Source organism: Paenibacillus puerhi, assembly GCF_009846885.1.
Taxonomy (GTDB): Bacteria; Bacillota; Bacilli; order Paenibacillales; family NBRC-103111; genus Paenibacillus_G; species Paenibacillus_G puerhi.
The window spans coordinates 200,684-220,065 of the sequence record NZ_WUWM01000007.1 but is presented as its reverse complement, the minus strand read 5'-3'; the positions used below and the strand labels follow the sequence as shown (position 1 = coordinate 220,065).

Here is a 19,382-nt window from a genome sequence, read left to right as displayed (position 1 = left end):
GGTTGCGTCACAGCTCTGGAAACGACAGAAGCGATAGGGAACAGCGTCTCATGAAGGAGGGCAAGCGCAAGTATGTCTCCGAGCTGGCCAAACAATTGGCTCAGCTCCGGGAGTGGCTGTCGTCGGAGGCTAAACCGGATGATAGGCAGGAAACCGCTAAGAGCATCTACCGCGTTGCCCACACCTTAAAGGGAAGCGCTCCGATGTTCGGCTTTGTCCGCGTCGGGGCTGCCGCGCAGAAGCTGGTGGAAGTATGGGAGTGGACGCAGTCTGAAGAAAACAAAGGACAGGCTTCCGAAGCGATCGGCTCGTATTCGCACTGCGTAGAGAAGTCTGCCCCTATTTTACTTGAGCTGGAGCTGGAGCTGGACATATACGGGCGAGAGCTTGAGCTTGACGAGCAACAGGAACGCATGCACCGTTCCCTGATGCAACCGGGCGGTGAGCGGCTTCTCGTCATCGATGACGACGAGGTTTTACGTTCCTATCTGGTCCGGCGGCTCCGCCTGGACGGGTATGAGGTAGACGAGGCGGCTGACGTCGCTACGGCGGAGAAGCTGCTTCGCGAGAAGTCTTACCAGCTTGTGACGCTCGATCTGATGATGCATCCGGTGAGCGGCTATGAGTTATTTGAGTGTTTGAAGGAAGACCCCACACTGAAGTGGCTTCCGCTGATCGTCTTGTCGGGTCGCGAGGACGTAAATGACAAGGTACGCTGCTTCTATCTAGGGGCGGATGATTACGTGACGAAGCCTTTTCAATACGAGGAGCTAGCCGCACGTATTTACAGCCTGCTCAAGAGAACGAAAACCTTCGAGCAGATGGCGTTCCGGGATCCATTGACCGGGGTGTATAACCGCCGGTTCTTCGATCATCAGATACAGGTAGAGCTACAACGAATCGGCCGTTACCCCGGGCCTATTTCCCTTGCGTTTATTGACATTGACCGATTCAAGTCTATTAACGATACCTATGGGCACCATGTGGGTGACCTCGTCCTGCAGGGCCTTGCCCATCTTCTGCAGGATAATCTGCGGAGTACGGATGTCTTAGCCCGCTTCGGAGGAGAGGAATTCGTCATCGTATTTCCGAATACGAGCGGCCCCGATGCCAAGAAGACGATCGAACATATCCTGAAGCTTGCCCAGGTTGAGCCGGTCGCTCAAAACGAAGGGCAGGCTTATCGAATCACGTTCTCAGCGGGTATCTCCGAATGGGTAAGCGGCATGGATGTGCAGAGTTGGATAGAAATATCGGATAGTGCCATGTACGCGGCAAAGGAAGGCGGCCGCAATCGCGTCGTATTGCGCATGGATGGAGAGGCTGCGGCCAATGCAACCCAGCTCGCGCAGACGAGCGTGCGCAAGCGCGTGCTGATCGCTGACGACGACAAGATTCTGCGGTCGATCCTGATCGCGAAGCTGAAGCATCTGCCCGTTGACTTTCAAGAGGCTGTCGATGGGGAGGAGGCTTATCAGATCATGATGGAGCAGCCCGTGCATCTATGCATCTTGGACGGCGTCATGCCGCGTCTCGATGGCTATGCTCTGCTCAAGCGGCTGCAGGAAAAGGATGAGCGACCGTACGGGATGAAGATTATGATTCTGTCCGGACGGGGGCGCGAGGAGGATGTGAGCCGGGGCCTGCAATACGGAGCGGACGGCTACATGCACAAGCCCTTCTCTATGGTGGAGCTTGAACTACGCGTTAAGGAACTGTTGGAGCTTCCTTAGCCGTCCTGCCTATTAATTAACACCGCTGGAGCTGATGGATTGGGCCCGAGAGTCCCTCCTGCTCTAGCGGAGAGACGAGAGATTACACTTAAAATATTAAGGGGATGTGGGAGATTTGACCGAAAAACCGCTCGATATGCTCACTATAAAAAATCGCATGACTTTACCCGTAACCTTGGGAACTTTTATGCTGGCGCTGCTCACCCATACGCTGTTCCGCTGGATGGGCGTGTTTCATTCGCAGCATGACATCGATCTGGCGGCCTACAGCTTTGAATTAAATTCGCTGCTGGCAGCTCCGCTTCTGTTGCTTATTGGGGGCGGCATCGCCTTTGCTATGGGGCATCAACGCTTGGTCCCGTTGGCGAATGCCTTGTCAATGACGCTTTCGAGCGTAGCGATGATCTTCGTGGCTGGTGGAATGGTGGAGTTCTTTTTCTCGATCTTTATGGTCATTGCTCTGATGGCCTTTTATGAAAGCGTACTGCTTATTTGGATCATGACTGCCGTATTTGCGCTCCAGTACATCGCAGCGTATCTCTTTTTCCCGGAGCTGGTGTTCGGGACCGACGGGTATGGGGTGAAGCTGCTGCTGGTTCATCTTATCTTCCTGCTGTTGACGGCGGGTACGACCGTTTGGCAAATATCGAAGAAGCAGGCCACGTTCGCTCTGCTCGAAGCGGACAAGCAGAAGAAGCAGGAGCTGCTGAAGCAGACTTTGCATCAATTGAAGACAAGCTCAGGCCAGCTTGTTCGTTATGTCGAACATCTTAACGGCAATGCGGATCGCACGCTCGTGGAAAACCGCAGCATCATGGAGTCGATGGAAAGTATGGCTGCCGCGACCGAGGGACAGGCGCAGACCAGCGATGACAGCGCCCGTGCCATGGAGGAAATGACGATTGGCGTACAACGTGTGGCGGAATCGTCAGGCGTCGTTACGGAAGCTTCCATGGGGATGGTTCGCGAAGCGGAAAAAGGCAATGTGACGATTACCCATGCGGTGGAGCAGCTGGATTCGCTGCAAACCACCTCGCGCGAAGTAGGCGAGGCGTTGGAGCGCCTGGAGCAGCAGTCGCTGCAAATCGGCGAAATCGCCACGATTATCTCGGGCATCGCTTCACAAACGAATCTGCTGGCGCTGAATGCCGCCATTGAAGCGGCACATGCGGGAGAGCATGGAAGCGGATTTGCCATCGTTGCGACAGAGGTGCGCAAGCTGGCCGAGCAGTCGGAGGCTTCCGCGGGTCAAATCAGCGAGCTGATCGAAGATATCCAGCGGGCGACTGCTTCAGCCGTGGAGATCATGAAAATCGGCAGTTCCGAGGTCGAATCCAGCCATCAGGCGGTTGGCGAGGCAGGTCAAGTATTTCGCTTGATCGTACAGGAAGCGCATCGGGTATGCGACCAGATTCAGGAGATATCCGCCTCCGCCGAGCAAATGTCCGCAGGAACGGAAGAAGTATCGGCTTCGTTGAACGAGGTAGCCCGTCTGTCCGGAAACAATGCCAGCGGGGCTCAGCGGGTGCTTGCCTCGAGCCAGCAGCAGCTGAAGGCGATGGAATCCATATCCGAGGCGACAGAAGGCCTAAGCCGGCTTGCATATGAGCTGGAGAACATATGCGCCGGCTTGAACGAAGAGGCGAGAAAGCATATATAGTTCGTTCATCGTTCTTTTAATGCGATAACAAGCCGCCATTCTCTTTCTTAAAGGAGAAGGCGGCTGTTAAGGCAAAACACTTGAAGAAATAGTGATGTTTCCAGATGCATCGGGCTTGGACATATAATAAATTTTATTTTGCTGTGAAATAAAGATCCAGAGACTTCCGTCTGGAGTCACGGAGCTTGTCACACCGCCTTGGTTCAACGAGATGTCCCCCCTATCACCAAACAAGAGGCCTCCTGAACCACGTTTACCGTGGTTCAGGAGGCCTCTTGATTAATTCGGAGCAGCTTATTATATTAACGGATCAGGGATAGCCGCCCCCTCTTTGAGCCGGCTTACAAGTCGTCCCAGTTCAGGTTGGACGACTTGCTATAGTTCGTTACCTTCTGCTCGAAGAAGTCGGTCTTCATGCTGTTCATGTTGCTGAAGCTTTCGACCCACTTCATCGGGTGGTCGACGACTTCGGGATACAGAATTTCAAGATTAAGCTTGCGCAGACGCTCATTGGATAAATATTTGATATATTGGTCAATGATTTCGTTGCTCAGCCCGTTGATTTTGTTATTGGTAATGTATTGGCCCCACTCGATCTCATGCTCCACGGCCGTTTGCATCATGCCCCGCAGATCCTCGATCAGCTCATCGGTGAATATCTCCGGATTTTCCTTGCGGATCTCACGGAAAATATTCTGGAACAAAGCCAGGTGAGTCAGCTCATCACGCTGGATATATTTGATCTCGGAGACCGTCCCGAGCATTTTGCCCTGACGTCCGAGCGCATAGAAGAAGCTGAAGCCGCTATAGAAGTACAGCCCTTCGAGAATATAGTTGGCCATGATCGTACGGATCAGGTTATCGGTCGTCGGCGACTCGATGAAGCGCTCATACAGATCCGTGATGAACCGGTTGCGCTTCAACAGGTGCTTGTCTTCCCGCCATTGGTTGTAGATATCGTCGCGGACCTCGGCCGAGCAGACGCTGTCCAGAATATAGGAGTAGCTCTGGCTGTGGACAGCTTCCTGGAACGTTTGGACGGTCAGGCACAGGTTAACCTCGGAAGCGGTGATGTACTCGTTAATATTGGGCAGATTGGCCGTCTGCAGAGAGTCAAGGAAGATCAGGAAGCTGATGATTTTATCATAGCTTTGGCGTTCCTCGGGTGAGAGGAACTTATAATCCTTGGCATCCTGGGCAAGAGGGATTTCTTCCGGAATCCAGAAGTTGTTCATCATGGTGCGGTACATCTTCGTGGCCCAGTCGTATTTCACATTGTTCAACTCGATCAGATTCGTCGTGTTGCCTCCGATCATGCGGCGCTTGCCCCAATCACGGTCCCCGTTTTCATTGAACAGCTTTTTCTTTTGCAGATCCATCTTGCATATCCTCCCGTTCGGGCCTCGGGCCCTCATATCGTTTGTGCTCGGCGGCTGACAAAGGAAACAGGGGCGCATCTGCCCCTGTGTAGAAATTCAATTTCTGCTGCCCGCTATTCCGCTCCACGGGCTTGGGATAAGCGACTGCGGCTTAAGCGCTGCAGCTCACGCAATCCTCGACCTCCAAGCTTTTGTTGCGGACGTAATAAACGGTCTTGAGTCCATGCTCCCAGGCTGCCATATACAGCTCCAGGAACTCACGGGCGGACAGCTCCGGCGTGATGTACAGATTGAAGGATTGCGACTGGTCGATATGACGCTGGCGCGCGCCGGCCGCCTTGATGCTCCAAAGCTGGTCGATGCGGTGAGCTTCTTTATAGTACCACATGGTTTCGGCACTCAGGTTAGGCGCCGTTTGCGGAATGACGGCATTTTTCTTTTCCTCGACGAAGAATTTGTTGAAGATCGGGTCGATGCCCGCCGTCGAGCCTGCGATCAGCGAGGTCGAAGCAGTCGGCGCGATAGCGAACATCCAGCCGTTGCGGACGCCGTGCTTCGCCACCTGCTCCTTCAACTCTTGCCACTCGGGGCTATCGTAGCCTCTGGCCTCAAAGTAAGCGCCGGTCTGCCACTCGCTGCCCTCGAAGGCCGGGTAGGCGCCCTTCTCGCGGGCGATCTCCATGGAAGCCTTGATCGCGTAGTAGTTCATCCACTCGTACACTTCGCTGGCTTTTTCCACATGCTCGTCGGATTCCCAGTTGATCGCCAGCTGTGCCAGCATCTGATGGTAGCCGCTGGAGCCGAGCCCCACAGCCCGGTACTTCTTGTTCGTAATTTCCGCTTGCGGGATCGGGTAGTAGTTCAGGTCGATCACGTTATCCATCATGCGCATCTGTGTCGTGACCACGCGCTCGATGTCTTCCTTCGAGTAAACTCGGCCGAGGTTAGTGGAAGACAGGTTGCAGACGACGAAGTCGCCGCTCTTCACCTGCGAGGTAATGATGCCGTCCTCATGAGTCGTTTGGATGATTTCCGTCGCGCTCATATTCTGGCAAATCTCCGTACACAGATTGGAGCAGTAGATCATGCCCTTATGCTTGTTCGGGTTGGCGCGGTTCACCGTATCGCGGAAGAAGATGAACGGCGTGCCAGTTTCGAACGAGCTGGTCAAAATCCGCTTCATGATATCGATAGCCGGAATCTCGTCCTTGGAGATCTTGTCGTCGCTTACGCAATCCAGATAACGTTGTTCCCATTCGTCGCCGAACGAATCCTCCAGCGAATAGCCCTTGTATTTGCGGACCTCATGCGGATCGAACAAATACCAGGAGCCGCGCTCCTGCACCGTGCGCATGAACAGATCGGGAATGCAGACGCCGGGGAAAATATCGTGAGCCTTCATCCGGTCGTCGCCATTGTTGGTCTTCAAGTTCAGGAAGTCGAGAATATCTTTATGCCAGACGTCGAGATAGACGGCGACAGCGCCGGAGCGCACACCGAGCTGGTCGACGGCGATCGCGGTATTGTTATAGTTTTTGATCCAAGGCACGACGCCGCCGGCGACGCCCTTGAAGCCCCGGATGTTCGAGCCGCGGCTGCGCACTTTGCCGACATAGATGCCCATGCCGCCGCCATGCTTGGATACCTGCGCGAAGCTTTGGTCCACGTTGTAGATGCCCCACAGATTATCCGGTACGGTGTCGATGAAGCAGCTCGACAACTGATGCAGCGGCTTGCGGGCATTGGCAAGAGTCGGCGTGGCGACTGTCATCTCCAGGCTGCTGAGCACATCGTAGAACTGCTTGGCCCAGCGCAGCTTGTCCGTTTCTTTCATGGCCAGATGCATGGCCACACCCATGAACAGCTCCTGCGGCAGTTCAAGCACCTCTTTGTCGAGTCCGCGGATCAAATAGCGGTCAGCCAAGGTTTTGAGTCCGATATAATTGAGCAAATAATCGCGCTCCGGCTTGATATAAGCCCCGAGCTCCATGATTTCCTCCCGGCTGTAATGCTCCAGCATATAGGAACCGTACAGTCCCATATCAGTCAGGTATGTAATAAGCGAATACAGGTCTCCATAGCCGAAATGCCCATATTTGCGGTTCAGGCGCGCTTCTTTGTACAGATCATAGGCCAGCAGCTTGGCGGCTACATACTGCCAGTTCGGCTGCTCCACGCTCGTCTTCTCCACAGCGACCTGAATCAAAAGGCGTTGGATTTCCTTGGTCGTGATGCCGTTGCGGAATAGAGGCAGCAGAGCCGTTTCCAGCTCGAGGGGATCGCATTCCGGGTATGCCTCGATGGCGAAATCGATCACCTTTTTCATTTTGGAAAAAACAAGCTCTTCCTGTGTGCCGTCGCGTTTGACGATAATCATCATTCCAGCTCCTCTACAGTAATAATATCGGCAGTTCCCTCGGCAATCGAATAAAAAGCACGCGCCCATCCCGTTGCCGGGCAGCAGCATGCCGGTGTTAACGCCTCAGGAAGGTGTAAAATACGGGGCGAAGGGTGTCAAAACAAGCGGGGGCGACGGAAGTCGCACCTGGCCATGATACAGTTTGACATTTCACAGAAACACACTATATATCGTATATCTTAATGGGTGTATATACAATATATAGTTTATTCAATAAAAAGACAATAAGTTGAATTTACATGATGAACGGACAATTTGTCAATCTATTTGATAGAAACGACATGTCATAGAATCGTAAGTTTCACCTGCCGGGTCATGTGGTTAAGGGAATCGCTTTATGCTACATTAGAGGCTGACAGGTCGAAGGGGAGGGGTAATCAATGAATCGTTCTTGGTTTCAGCGTTCACGCGTGGGGATGTGGGTTTATGTTTGGATGATCGCGCTTACTGTGTTCGGGATGCTGCCTGCCGGCACGGTCCATGCACACACCAGCCTGCTGCAGGCGGTGCCGGAAGCGGGCAGCGAGCTGGAACAGTCCCCGGCGGACGTGACGCTGACCTTCAACGAACGTCTGGAGGAAGGGATATATTACCTTCGGGTATATGATAAGGATAAACGGAAGGTGACAGATCGTCCGGCAACCATGAACGAGTCGCGGACGGCTCTCAGCCTGCAGCTGCCCGAGCTTGGCCGGGGGACCTATCTGGCCACCTATCACGTGATTTCGGCGGACGGCCATCCCGTACAGGGCAGTTATATGTTCGCCGTCGGACAAAGTCTTGATGCTCCTTCCGCTGCGAACTCGAATGCATCGCTCGAGCATACTCATCGTCATGGTGGGGAGCTGGGCGGAGGACTTGGGCTAAAGGACGCGCTGCAGTTTGCAGCGAGGATAGCGTTCTATGTCTCCATGCTGACGCTTACGGGATGGGTGCTATGGTACCGCTGGTTCGCGCTTGGCCAGCCGGAGGAGACGCGGTCTCTGCTGAGGAAAGTATTGATCGGCCTGCAGCAGGTGTATACGGTCGTTTACATTTTATTCATGGGCGCCCATCTCGCCGATCTGATAGGAGACGGCGGCATGGAAGGGCTGGTCAGCCTGTTTACGCGGACGACGATCGGACCCGCCTGGCTGGCGGGACTTGTGCTGGCCTTGCTTTCCTTCGTCTGTTTGCAGCGCGGACCCTGGCTGGCATACGGCTGGGTGGCGGCAGTGTGGTTGAGCAAAGGCCTGCTCGGGCATGCGGCTGCATTTGAGCCCAAGAGCCAGACCCTGCTGCTCGATTGGCTGCATCTCGGAGCCTCGGCCATCTGGGTCGGGGGTCTCTCCATGCTGCTCTACGCCTGGCGCATCAGACAAGAGGCTGCCCGCACTTTGCTTCCCTTATTTTCGACGGCGGCCTTGTTATCCATTCTGCTTCTGGTTGTAACGGGAACGCTCTCGGTTTTTATTTTCCTGCCCAATATTGAGTATGTACTGGAGACGGCATGGGGACGCTGGCTGCTTGCTAAGACAGGACTCGTTCTGCTGGTCATCGCAACTGGCGCAGCAACCCGGATGGTTCTGCGCAGGAAGCGTGAGCGCGCGGCAGGGATGCTCATTCGCGTCGATGCTGCTTGGATGGCCTGTATTCTGTTTATTGTCGGAATCTTTACTTACTTGACGCCTATGCCGGCCAACACTCCGCTGTACTGGCATGAGATGGGACAGAAGATTCATATGACGACGCAGATCAGCCCTAACAATCCCGGAGTGAACAACTTCACGGTGAAGGTTTGGCTGCTGGAGCAGCTAGGGCCACCCAAGCAAGTTGTGCTGAAGCTGCAGTCTCCAGATAGCCCGGATATCGCTCCGATCGAGGTGCCTGTAGAGCCGGCGGAGGATACGAGTGTGGACGAGGATTTCGGGATGAAGAGGCATACGTACAAGGTGAAAGGCCCTTATCTGCCCTATGCGGGGAGATGGACGGTCGAGGTTCGTGTTCTGGACCAACAGGATGAGGAAACGGTCTATGTGAAGGAGATTCGCGTATACTAAAAAGTTTTCGACATTATTCTGTGAAAAATAGGATGAATTATATCTAATTAGGACTTTAAGACCAAATATTGCTTGTCGATTCTTCGTTATCCCCTTACAATAGGAATATACCTTTTTAAGAGGAAGCAGAGGATCAACATGGAAAAACGGAATCATCCTCCGGGTCCTAGTCAGGAGAAGTGGGAAACAACTAGCAGAGCCCTTGCTTATTACGGTTTGCTGCTGCGCTTGTGGTGCGCGTTTGCCGCGGCCGCATTGGTCCTGCTCTCCATAAAGGAACTTCTGGGGTATTCGAACGATCTGTTCGATTACTTGAGGGCCTTGATCATTAGCCTTATCGTGACGCCGGCCCTGTGTGCGGCCATCAGGAAGCGATGGTTTTGGCATTGGCTGGGTACGCCGCTTATCGCAGCCGCAATCATTTTAACGGTAGAAGCGCTCGATGCGGCCTTAAGGTACCTGTTTACGGGCGAAGTGATTTGGTTCGTAGATACGAAAGAAACCTTGCTGCTGATTGTACTGACTGCTCCCATGACGTACTTGGTAGCCGCGGATATTTACCAGCGGGAGCAAACGGTTCGTCAGCTGTCGTATCTCGCTTATCACGACCAGCTGACGGGGCTGCCCAACCGCCAGATGTTTCAAGAAACGTTGACCTTATCGATAGACGCGGCTAAGCATTCGCAGCAACAGCTGTCGGTTATGCTGATCGACCTCGACCGGTTCAAGAATGTCAATGAAACCTTTGGCCATGAGTTCGGAGACCAATTGCTGAAGGAGGCCGCGTGGAGGCTTCAGACGGGGCTTAGGACAGGGGATGTAGTCGCCAGGCAAGGAGGGGACGAGTTCACGCTTTATCTTAAGGATACGGGTCAGACCGACGATGCGGAGAAGATCGCGCAGAAGATTATGAGGCTGCTGGGTCAGCCCTTCTCTATACAGGGGCATGTACTGCGTGTCGGCTGCAGCATCGGGATCGCGATGTATCCGATTGACGGCGAGGACTCGGTTACCTTGATGAAAAATGCGGATACCGCGCTGTACCGGGCCAAGGACCGGGGGAAGAACGGCTACCAATTTTTCCAGGCCGAAATGAATGAGACGGTGATCCAGAAGCTGATTATGGAAGAATGGCTGAACCAAGCGCTGGAGCATGATGAATTTATCCTGCACTATCAGCCCCAGGTGGATATATTCACAAGCCGCATGAACGGGATGGAGGCGTTGATTCGCTGGAATCATCCTCGTCTTGGCTTCATCTCTCCGGGTGAATTTATCCCGCTCGCCGAGGAAACGGGCCTGATCATCCCGATCGGGGAATGGGTGCTGCGCACAGCCTGCAAGCAGAACAAGGTTTGGCAGGCAGCCGGCTTTACGCCTATCAAAATGGCGGTGAATATTTCGCCGATTCAATTCCATCAGCCGGATTTCGTTCAAGTCGTGCTGAGAGCGCTTCAGGATAGCGGGCTGGAGCCGCAATATCTGGAGCTGGAAATTACCGAAGGTATAGCGATGGTTCATGTCGATCAGGTTATTCAAAAGCTCCAGACGCTTCGCGATCTGGGCGTACATATTTCGATGGACGATTTTGGGACAGGTTACTCTTCGCTCAGCTATCTGAAGAAGTTTCCGATCAACAAGCTCAAGATCGCTCAGCAATTCGTCCGCGATATCACAGATGATCCCGATGATGCGGCGATCATTCAAGCGATCATGGCCATGGCGCACAGTCTGAAGCTGAATGTGATCGCAGAGGGCGTGGAAACGGAAGAGCAGTTGTCTTTCCTGCTCGGTGTCAAATGCCGCGAAATCCAGGGCTATATTTTCTCCAAGCCGATTCCGGCCAGGGAGTTTACGAGCTTGCTGCAGCGCTTATCGGCTTAACTGGGGAACGTTCCCGAAGTAACGTTACTTGTCCCCAATACCTGCATGGGTATCGGGATCGGCTAACGGACATGGCAGAGGCTGTCGATTCATTGTGGACGGCAGCGCAGTTAAGTAAAGGCTGATCGTAACGGACACCACAGTCGCTATTTCACAAAAATGGGGCCTGTTCAAATTGTAACGGACACAGACGACCTTACTTACGTCAAAACCGCATAGAATGGTCGGAAATGCACCAAATAGCGTCATCTGAGTCCGTTAGATTTTCAATATCGCGAAAATGCTGTAAATAGAGACTCTGAGGTCCGTTAGCGAAAGCAGAACGTTTCAACTCAGTTACTCACAATGAATCGACAGCCTCATGGCATACTCTTAGAAGCAGATTTGGGCTTGATGAAAAATGTAACGGACATGGCGTACTCTAAAGCGGCTCGAACGCTCGGAAAACCAAGAAATTGTCGCTCTAACGGTCCAATATGTCCCTTACATTCGTATCCGTGTCAATCCCAACCGCTAACAGTTCAAATGTCCGTTAACCGTAACCCCGCCACCGCTCCTATGTTGCTCCATTATTATATAAATTTCAGATCGCTCTACTAGGGATCGATGGACCCCAAAAACCTTCAAAACCACGCTACGTGGTTTTGAAGGTTTTTGGCATGCCGCCGTTTCCGGCGCAAGTTCTAGGGGGTGGAGAGGCGGCTTGGAGCGTAATCCCCCCACAGCCGCCGCTAGGCTGTCACGGGATTAGGCTTGCTGCCAGGCCTGCGGATGGCCGTCGCCGACATAAGCGACCGCGGCTGCGTTGGCCTTGACCTGCTCAGGGCTCTTGCAGCCTGGGATAACGGCGGTTACGGCAGGGTGCTTGAGGCACCAGGCCAGCGCCCAGGCAGACATGTCCACCCCTGGCGGGATTTCCTGGGTGCGGATGCGCTCGACCTCTTCGAGCTTCAGACGCGTTTGCTCCGCCTCGTGGCGGTGCCGAACGTCGTTATCGGGGAATACGGCTCCCGGCTTGTACTTACCGCTCAAATAGCCGCTGGCGAGCGGTACGCGAGCGAGGACGCCGAGCTGCTGCTGCTGGCAGGAAGGGAATACATGCTCCTCGGGAACCCTATCCAACCGGTTGTACACGACCTGGATGACCTCCGAGCCGACACGGGAAGAGGCCTCTACCTGATGCAGGTTGGCGTTGCTTCCGATCGACGTGCCGAGATGCCGGATTTTCCCCGCCTGCACCTGCTTGTCCAGTAGCGTCCATAAGGCATCCTGGTCGAAGTCTTCATTCGTCCCGGAGTGAAACTGGTAAATATCGATATAATCGGTGCGGAGCGCTTTAAGCGATGCTTCCAGCTGGGCGAGCACCTGCTCGGGCGACCATTCCTGCGATCGTGTGAAATTTTCATGAAAATGGTGGCCGAATTTCGTAGCCACAATCCAGTCCTCCCGGCGTCCGCGTGACAAATAGCCGCCGATCAGGGCTTCCGACGTATGGTCGCCATAGCATTCGGCCGTGTCAATCAGATTAATGCCGCTTTCGCGGGCCTGATCCAGAATAGCATCCGCTTCCTGCTGCGTATAGGGCTTGCCCCATTCGCCCCCGAGCTGCCATGTTCCAACGCCGATGACGGATACTTTCAGATTCGTTTTACCTAGCACTCTGTACTTCACGTCATACGCCTCCTTAGTTCTGGGTACACGCTCTATTGTAGAGCATAATGGGGGCGACGGCAAAAAAACCTTGCACGGAAAAAATCCGGGCAAGGCTCTGAAAGGAAGCGGGTGAAGGGAATCGAACCCTTCTCTTTTATTGAATTGTTCCTAATGCTAATCTTCCCAATAGAAAAAGGCATCAAATAATTTATACGGTTCTTCGGCAAGAATTGTGGGTATCTTCGCTTCAAAGGGGAACGGTTGATTAACGAAATTACGGTCTAATACTGTGAAATTGTAGGATTCAAGTACATCCCTAATTCCCCAAACCTCTTGATTCCAATCGCCTGACGGTAAAACATCAACCTTATTACTTTCTATGTAATCGCTACTTCCTCCTCTTGCATGTTTTGTTACCTGACCTTTACCAATCACGGCTACAGGGGTAACACGACATACATAAATTCTAATACCGTCAATGTACAATACGCCCTCTTGTTCTTTTGACGAACTCCCATTCTTTTTCCAACAGAAAATACTTACATATGAAGCATATCCACTCCCGTAACTCCTGAAATCAGCTTCGTGGTTAATATTATTTACGCTAGCCAAGGAACCAACCACTTTTGAGATATACTCATTCACTGCATCATGATTATATTCTTTTATATTATATGGGTAAAAGTTGCCTACAGGTTTTGTTTCGATAATCCTTTTTAGATCATCATTAGAGAAGTTTATAGACACAGTAAGCCCCCAATATAGGATTTTGTTTTGGGTTGCGACGAAATGAAATCCATCTTTTTTTACTTGAACACCATCACGCTCATGAATAGTAAAATAAACAAGAACAACAGTAAAATGAAGACTATTAAACCTACAAACCTCCCATAGCGAAATGCTTTTAAAATTGCTCTTTTACCCAACGCAATCGACTTCATAGTCTACTGTTTCTGCAACGATTTCAAATGAAGCATCATCTCTTTCATCCCAATTTCCAAAGATGAATCTACGTAATGTTTGACTTTCCTTCATTTCACTAATTGCATAAAGCATCATACCAATTGGTCTGTTGGAATGTATTGTTTTCACGCCGTAAAATCTTACGACCATCCCCTCTCCGTCGTAGCTTCTTAAGGATACGCAAAGATTCCCATTTTATACATTCAATCCTACTATCGTGTACCCTATAATCCCCTGTATAAGAAATAAACTGCTTTTCTTCCATAATGCTTTGCTCCTTATATAGAATCGTGCTTTCACCAATTAAACAAGTTAACGCTCCTATACTTCAAATAAATCATTCTTTCATGCTAGGCTCTGCATAATCACTCGTAGCTTTTACCAACATACATGATTTGAGCGAGAATATTCCAATTAGGCACTTCTGGCAATGATGAAGTATCTTTCACCCAAGCTTCGATGGATTCTAAATATTGGTCGAGCGTGAGGTTCTGCCACTCATCGTTATTTGTTCGCAAGTCAATTCTTAATGATTGAATAAACTCCGCTAGGTCATCTTTTGTTTTTACTTCATTGCATTTTTCATATAAATTCATTTTAAGTAGTACCTCTTTTTATAGATACATTTTTATACGTTATCATAAGCATCGCCCATTGATACAAAATCATCTTGTAGCCAATACCATCTTTTTCCCTTGGTCTCCATGAAGCGTAATAGCAAATCTGTAAATGAAGTTGCGATAATCGGGCAATCACCTGCTACACCATGCTTATCCCAAAAGCTGTCATAACATTTCCCTAATCGCTCTTTTGCAAGATCAATGGTCAAGTAATCACCATTGCCATCGTCCGCAACTATGTACCAATTTGATGAAATATCCCCTTCGCATCTTTCGCCAACTATTACTGGATTAGCCAAAACAAATTTCTTTGGAGAAACAATAGAGATAGAATAATCACTACTGGTGAACAGTTCTATTCCACCACAAATTTTATAAAATTCGTGTACATCTAAAGGAACTACATGTTCTCTTTCTACAATTGGGCTTACAGTAGGAGGATATACAATGCAATCTGGAAGTGTTTTTATCTTTATTAATAGCTGTTTTATGTTCAATTCAAAAACACCATCCATCGAAATAAAATTATGTCTATAAATTACAACATTGAAGCTTCTCTCTGAGCCATTCTAATCCTTTAGTTAGTTCTTTACGATTTTTTCTATTCTTTATCCATTTAGGAAGTCTGCTTGCCAAAGATTGATTTCTATTGGGTATGCGTTCTCGCAGGGAAGAAGTAATATAATAGTCCAAAAAATCTAGGTGTTCCTTGTTATAAGCCCAAAGCACATTGCCACAACAGTTAATTCTCAACCAAAGATTAAGTCCCATGAAAGTACCATTACCCCATGAGCATGTCTTTGGATTCATAAGTATTCCACAACGATTTCAAATAAACTTATATTCATAGTTGGCATCTTGTATTTTTATACCTTTTGCACATTTCAAGCAATGCGGACACTCAATAAGTACACAATCAGACTTCAAAAGAAAATCATACAAACTTTGACCTGTATCAGCGAATCTTGATTCAGTCATCTAACTGTTCCTTTACTATTTGATAAAATCATTAATTCATTCTTGTTCTTTCTGACCCATACCTTCAACTGTGATTCTAATATGTCCAGGGCATCAAAGTAAGCAAGATTCAAGCCTAATCTAAAGGCTTTGTCAGCTTCTAATTCTTTTGATTTTGTTTCAAGAGTTTCGTTGTATTTTCTTTAGTTAATGCCACGTAATATCTATGAATCCCTGTAATAGCAATAATACCAACCCTAGCATTTTATAATTTTTGAATATACAGTTAGTTTGTAATGGCTTTCTATTTCATCATTGTTATCCATGTTATTGTCTGTTTCATCTACCTCAATAATAGCGATACCATTAAACTGGGCTTTCTCCCTATATTGAACAAGAAGTTCATTTAAGGAATTTACCTTGTTCAATGAACATACAAAAGGCAGTTCTAATTCTTTGTAGAACGAAGCAATTGAAATCCTAATAGCAGGTATCTGATAATCTCCCCATACATAAAAGACAAAGACTTTTCCTTTGTAATGCTTTTTCAAATAGTCATACCAGGACGATTCAATAAAGCTAAACACCTTCTCTAAATCTCTTATTGCAATATTGCTGTTCTTAATCATTTTGTTTAGCTTTTGGATTGTATAAAGGTTATAACTGGCTTCTGCATAATATTGATTTTTGTCATTTGAAAATAAGAGATTTGGGTTCTCAGCTATTCTAAAATTTCATTGTACGCTTTATTTCCTTATTCCTTAGAAATACAATCATGAAAATATCACTGCTTTCCAAGTTCTTCAACATACATAAATTGTTGTAGCGGGAAGTGGGGTTGTTGCTTTTTTCATGCTGAAGTTCCATTGAAAATGATTAACTGTTTGCAGTGAAACATCCTGTACACTCATGATTTGTTTATTGGTGCAGTAATTTTGAAACATATCCAGAACCATTATGTAACCGTCAATTTTCTTCGCCGACAAGATGATGTGCTTCTTGCACGCAATAAAGTCCTTTATAGCAAACTTAGTAAGCATAAATAAAAACAAACCTTCCAAGTGATTTTGTGTCACAAGGTTGGTGTGTTGGCTACTTGAAATGCGATTTTAACTTGACCACTAAACAAAATGCGTGAAAAGTCTCATAAGCGGGTGAAGGGAATCGGACCCTCGCCTCAAGCTTGGGAATTTTAATTTTCTTACCCGTTCTATCCCTATGTGAACGGAAAAAACTTGATGTATCAGGCTTTCCGCTTTTTTCTGAACTGACTGATGGGAGTGATTTGGCTCTCACCCGATGTGTCTTGTCCCCATTTTGTCCCCCACTTTTTTTGGGTCGAACTTCTCCAATCGGTTCGGAAATCTTCTGCAGGCGATAAATTCAGCAGGTAGTACATTGAGTATAAACCCAAACTTAGCTGGTGCCCCTGCGTTGGCTTTCAACAATGTAACAACACAAGCCAGACAATGGGTAAACGGGACGTATTTTGTAGTAGATACAACCACAACCCCAGGCTCATCAATGCATTTATTGTCTGGGTGGGTATTCTACTTACACCATGGCCAGGAAGATAAGTAAAAGTCAGTAATAGATATTCAATAGCTTTTGATAGTGGTGGTACGCTTGGAGCAGAATTAGACGCCCTATCGAATCGGATCGCAGCTCTAGGAAGGTAGAACCTTTTGTGGTATAATATACCAAAATGGCACAGGAGTGTGATCGCTTTGAAACGATGGTCCTATATCTCGTTGGGTATTATTATTGGAATCGCAGGATCGATAACAGTTAGCGCGGGGGCAGAAAATATCCAGACGTTAGTCGGCAAGAAAATTGACGGAGAATTCCCAGTTACCCTGAATGGCAAAATACTTGAAAGCTCAGCTGGTGTTATTGAGGGGACATCTTACCTCCCTGTGAGGGCAATAGGGGAGGCGCTCGATCTAACTGTAACTTTCGACCAAATCCAAGGTATCGTTCTCTCCAAAAAAGAGGAGGATGTGAAGTTGAACGGACTACAGAAGGATAAAAATACAGTAGATCCGGCCAAAGATGTAAGTTTCTTGAAAGATCAAATATCCGGTCGGGAATCGGCAATCGAGTCCATGAAGGGCATCATAACGATGAACGAAGCATCAGGTCAGCATCTTGATAAAAACGAGATGCTTAAAGCTGAAGCGCTGCGCCTCGAGGGAGAAGTGACAGTCTTAAAAGACATACTTGCTAAACTAGAGAAACTCGAAACCAAATAAATCACAAACAGAGTCGGTACTGTCCCAGCAGTTACCTCTGCGCGACATCGATTGCTTAAAACCTGCCTCAGCTATGAAATGAAGGGTTTTAGGATGTGTACAATGCATCCCTTGATCGGAGTGTATAATAACCTCCGGATGGATATTTCCTCCCATTCGCTCTAAAAGGCGTTGAAGTGTCCGTTCAACAATAGGAAGTTCAAGCGTGGCTGCCACGCAGTCGGCAAGGATCTGTCTAGTGGCTCCGTCCTTTACACAGGAAAGGTATGCTCACTGACCGGCCCCATAACGTAAACAAGTGATGTCTGTGAGAAATAATTTCTTGGGTTCACCTTGATTAAACTGGCGCTCTAGCAGTAGGGCAAGTCTGGTGTTCGTGAGTTGCCTTGCCTTACGCATGAGAAGCCGAATCTTCTTGTGATTCATGATGACATGGCTTATTTGCTCAAGACGCATTTTTATGGCCAGCATACCCGCTTTGCCGTTCAGTGCCTCAAAGTGGTGTCTGATAAGAACGATGTCCTCTGAATCAGCTGCTGCCCGAATTTGGCGTTGTTCCTCGGCTGCATGCCATCTGTAATAACCGCTCGGACTTACATCCACAAGCTCACACAGATATCGCGTCATGCGTTTTAGGCCATAGACCCGTATTGTACGGTTAATGATCTCAAAGCGCTCAGCGGCCGTTAGCGCTTCTTCTGCCGCTCGAGCGCTTCGACTTTTTTTAGCAAGTCCACCTGCGCTTCAAGCAGTTTGATCTTGGCCTGGGCTCGCTTTAACTCTTCTTCCACCGACAACTCTCCAGCCGGCTTTCGTCCCGCGCTGTCCTTACCGCGCCGTTCAGTAGCCAACCCTTCTTCGCCGTACAGTTCGTTTGTTTCGCGCCAACGCTTTAAACTTTATTTCGGCTTTTGATGTCCGATTACATCGAGGTCGAAGCCTGCACGAATAAATATCTCCGAAGGCAGCTGCCCCGCCCTGTAAGCTTGAAGAGCCTCCAATTTAAACGCAGGCGTGTAAGTAATGGCTGATTCCTACGCCCTTAGCACGTTGGGGTTTGCCTCCAACTTTCTTATCTGCTCCTCCGTAAAAACGATTCGTTTCAACCTTCCCTTGACCTCACTCCTCATCCCTGTATCTCGATTAAAACACAAAAAAACCACAAGAGAGTCACTTTTCTCAAAGTGTCCTTCTTAATGGGTCACAGTTCAGGGTTTCAAGTCACAAAAAGGATAAGCGGGTGAAGGGAATCGAACCCTCGCCTCAAGCTTGGGAAGCTGGCGTTCTACCATTGAACTACACCCGCATAGGAAAGACTGCTTAACAAATCTAGCACATTTTTTAAAGAAAATCAATCTGCAATCAGTTGGAAACGAGCAAGGGACATGGAACATTTCCCCAGCTGCCTGCGTCGATAGTGACGAACAATAGAGGTTGCTCCATGTACGTAATCCGGCGTATGGGAGGAGAGATAGGATGCTGCCTATGGAGCAGGAAACCATGAGTTTGCTGGTTATCGGCTATGCCATCGTGATGGGGATTGCTTTTGTATTCGTCAGTCTGCTGTGGATCAAGGGGCGAAAAGAGGTGTACGCCAGCACTTTCGGCTGGGTGCTCGCCCATTTTCTGATGTTCACCGCGGCGGTAGTCTGCTGTCTGATTGCGATAGGGAGCCGCCCCGAGCATCCGGCTATGGCCTCTGAGGCCAACTCGCTGTGGCTTGGCGTTGGCGGAGTGCTATGGGCCGTCTCCATGCTCTGCTTGCTTGCAGCGGTGTCTGCCTTTAATCGCACGGGAGTCGGATTCCAGCAAGGGTGAGCAGA

The 19,382-nt window shown here is 49.5% G+C and carries 16 protein-coding genes and 1 tRNA gene; 6 read left to right on the top strand and 11 right to left on the bottom strand.

Annotated features, from left to right (window positions below; all coding sequences use genetic code 11):
* Window positions 1-50 precede the first annotated feature (50 nt).
* Window positions 51-1,733 carry a GGDEF domain-containing response regulator gene (locus GSF01_RS08455; protein ID WP_159882801.1) on the top strand — a complete coding sequence of 561 codons (1,683 nt, stop codon included), beginning with the start codon at window positions 51-53 and terminating at the stop codon, window positions 1,731-1,733.
* Between the two features lie 106 nt (window positions 1,734-1,839).
* A complete protein-coding gene (locus GSF01_RS08450) occupies window positions 1,840-3,393 on the top strand; it encodes a methyl-accepting chemotaxis protein (protein ID WP_235941353.1) in 1,554 nt (517 codons plus the stop codon).
* Between the two features lie 341 nt (window positions 3,394-3,734).
* Here GSF01_RS08450 and GSF01_RS08445 read toward each other — a convergent pair whose 3' ends face one another.
* Both GSF01_RS08445 and GSF01_RS08440 read right to left on the bottom strand, forming a co-directional pair.
* Window positions 3,735-4,772, bottom strand: coding sequence for a ribonucleotide-diphosphate reductase subunit beta (locus GSF01_RS08445; protein WP_159882799.1), 1,038 nt, complete (start codon window positions 4,770-4,772; stop codon window positions 3,735-3,737).
* Between the two features lie 151 nt (window positions 4,773-4,923).
* Entirely contained in the window at window positions 4,924-7,149 is a 2,226-nt protein-coding gene (locus tag GSF01_RS08440) for a ribonucleoside-diphosphate reductase subunit alpha (protein WP_159882797.1), read from the bottom strand.
* Window positions 7,150-7,571: 422 nt separating this feature from the next.
* Here GSF01_RS08440 and GSF01_RS08435 point away from each other — a divergent pair, with 422 nt between their 5' ends.
* Both GSF01_RS08435 and GSF01_RS08430 read left to right on the top strand, forming a co-directional pair.
* Window positions 7,572-9,230, top strand: a complete 1,659-nt coding sequence (locus tag GSF01_RS08435; protein ID WP_159882795.1) for a copper resistance CopC/CopD family protein — start codon at window positions 7,572-7,574, stop codon at window positions 9,228-9,230.
* A gap of 138 nt (window positions 9,231-9,368) precedes the next feature.
* Window positions 9,369-11,114 carry a putative bifunctional diguanylate cyclase/phosphodiesterase gene (locus GSF01_RS08430; protein WP_159882793.1) on the top strand — a complete coding sequence of 582 codons (1,746 nt, stop codon included), beginning with the start codon at window positions 9,369-9,371 and terminating at the stop codon, window positions 11,112-11,114.
* A gap of 747 nt (window positions 11,115-11,861) precedes the next feature.
* Here GSF01_RS08430 and GSF01_RS08425 read toward each other — a convergent pair.
* The 6 genes from GSF01_RS08425 to GSF01_RS08400 all read right to left on the bottom strand — a co-directional run bounded on the left by GSF01_RS08425 (window position 11,862) and on the right by GSF01_RS08400 (window position 15,936).
* Window positions 11,862-12,785, bottom strand: coding sequence for an aldo/keto reductase (locus tag GSF01_RS08425; protein WP_159882791.1), 924 nt, complete (start codon window positions 12,783-12,785; stop codon window positions 11,862-11,864).
* A 156-nt stretch (window positions 12,786-12,941) separates the two neighbouring features.
* Entirely contained in the window at window positions 12,942-13,514 is a 573-nt protein-coding gene (locus tag GSF01_RS08420; RefSeq protein ID WP_159882789.1) for a hypothetical protein, read from the bottom strand.
* A 171-nt stretch (window positions 13,515-13,685) separates the two neighbouring features.
* Window positions 13,686-13,880, bottom strand: a complete 195-nt coding sequence (locus tag GSF01_RS08415) for a hypothetical protein (protein ID WP_159882787.1) — start codon at window positions 13,878-13,880, stop codon at window positions 13,686-13,688.
* Window positions 13,881-14,095: 215 nt separating this feature from the next.
* Complete coding sequence (locus GSF01_RS08410; protein WP_159882785.1) at window positions 14,096-14,326, bottom strand: DUF7660 family protein; 231 nt, start codon at window positions 14,324-14,326, stop codon at window positions 14,096-14,098.
* Window positions 14,327-14,358: 32 nt separating this feature from the next.
* Complete coding sequence (locus tag GSF01_RS08405) at window positions 14,359-14,847, bottom strand: SMI1/KNR4 family protein (RefSeq protein ID WP_235941351.1); 489 nt, start codon at window positions 14,845-14,847, stop codon at window positions 14,359-14,361.
* 717 nt (window positions 14,848-15,564) lie between these two features.
* Entirely contained in the window at window positions 15,565-15,936 is a 372-nt protein-coding gene (locus GSF01_RS08400; protein WP_235941350.1) for a hypothetical protein, read from the bottom strand.
* A gap of 1,098 nt (window positions 15,937-17,034) precedes the next feature.
* Here GSF01_RS08400 and GSF01_RS08395 point away from each other — a divergent pair.
* Entirely contained in the window at window positions 17,035-17,559 is a 525-nt protein-coding gene (locus GSF01_RS08395; protein WP_159882781.1) for a hypothetical protein, read from the top strand.
* Here the strand turns inward: GSF01_RS08395 and GSF01_RS30330 are convergent.
* The 3 genes from GSF01_RS30330 to GSF01_RS08380 all read right to left on the bottom strand — a co-directional run bounded on the left by GSF01_RS30330 (window position 17,536) and on the right by GSF01_RS08380 (window position 18,865).
* On the bottom strand, window positions 17,536-17,775 hold the full coding sequence (locus GSF01_RS30330; protein WP_407945750.1) for a hypothetical protein: 240 nt from the start codon (window positions 17,773-17,775) through the stop codon (window positions 17,536-17,538). The genes GSF01_RS08395 and GSF01_RS30330 overlap by 24 nt on opposite strands.
* A gap of 470 nt (window positions 17,776-18,245) precedes the next feature.
* On the bottom strand, window positions 18,246-18,410 hold the full coding sequence (locus GSF01_RS08385) for a hypothetical protein (RefSeq protein WP_159882779.1): 165 nt from the start codon (window positions 18,408-18,410) through the stop codon (window positions 18,246-18,248).
* 384 nt (window positions 18,411-18,794) lie between these two features.
* A tRNA-Gly gene (locus GSF01_RS08380) sits at window positions 18,795-18,865 on the bottom strand.
* 170 nt (window positions 18,866-19,035) lie between these two features.
* Here GSF01_RS08380 and GSF01_RS08375 point away from each other — a divergent pair.
* Window positions 19,036-19,377, top strand: coding sequence for a hypothetical protein (locus GSF01_RS08375; protein ID WP_159882777.1), 342 nt, complete (start codon window positions 19,036-19,038; stop codon window positions 19,375-19,377).
* The last annotated feature ends 5 nt before the right edge of the window (window positions 19,378-19,382 follow it).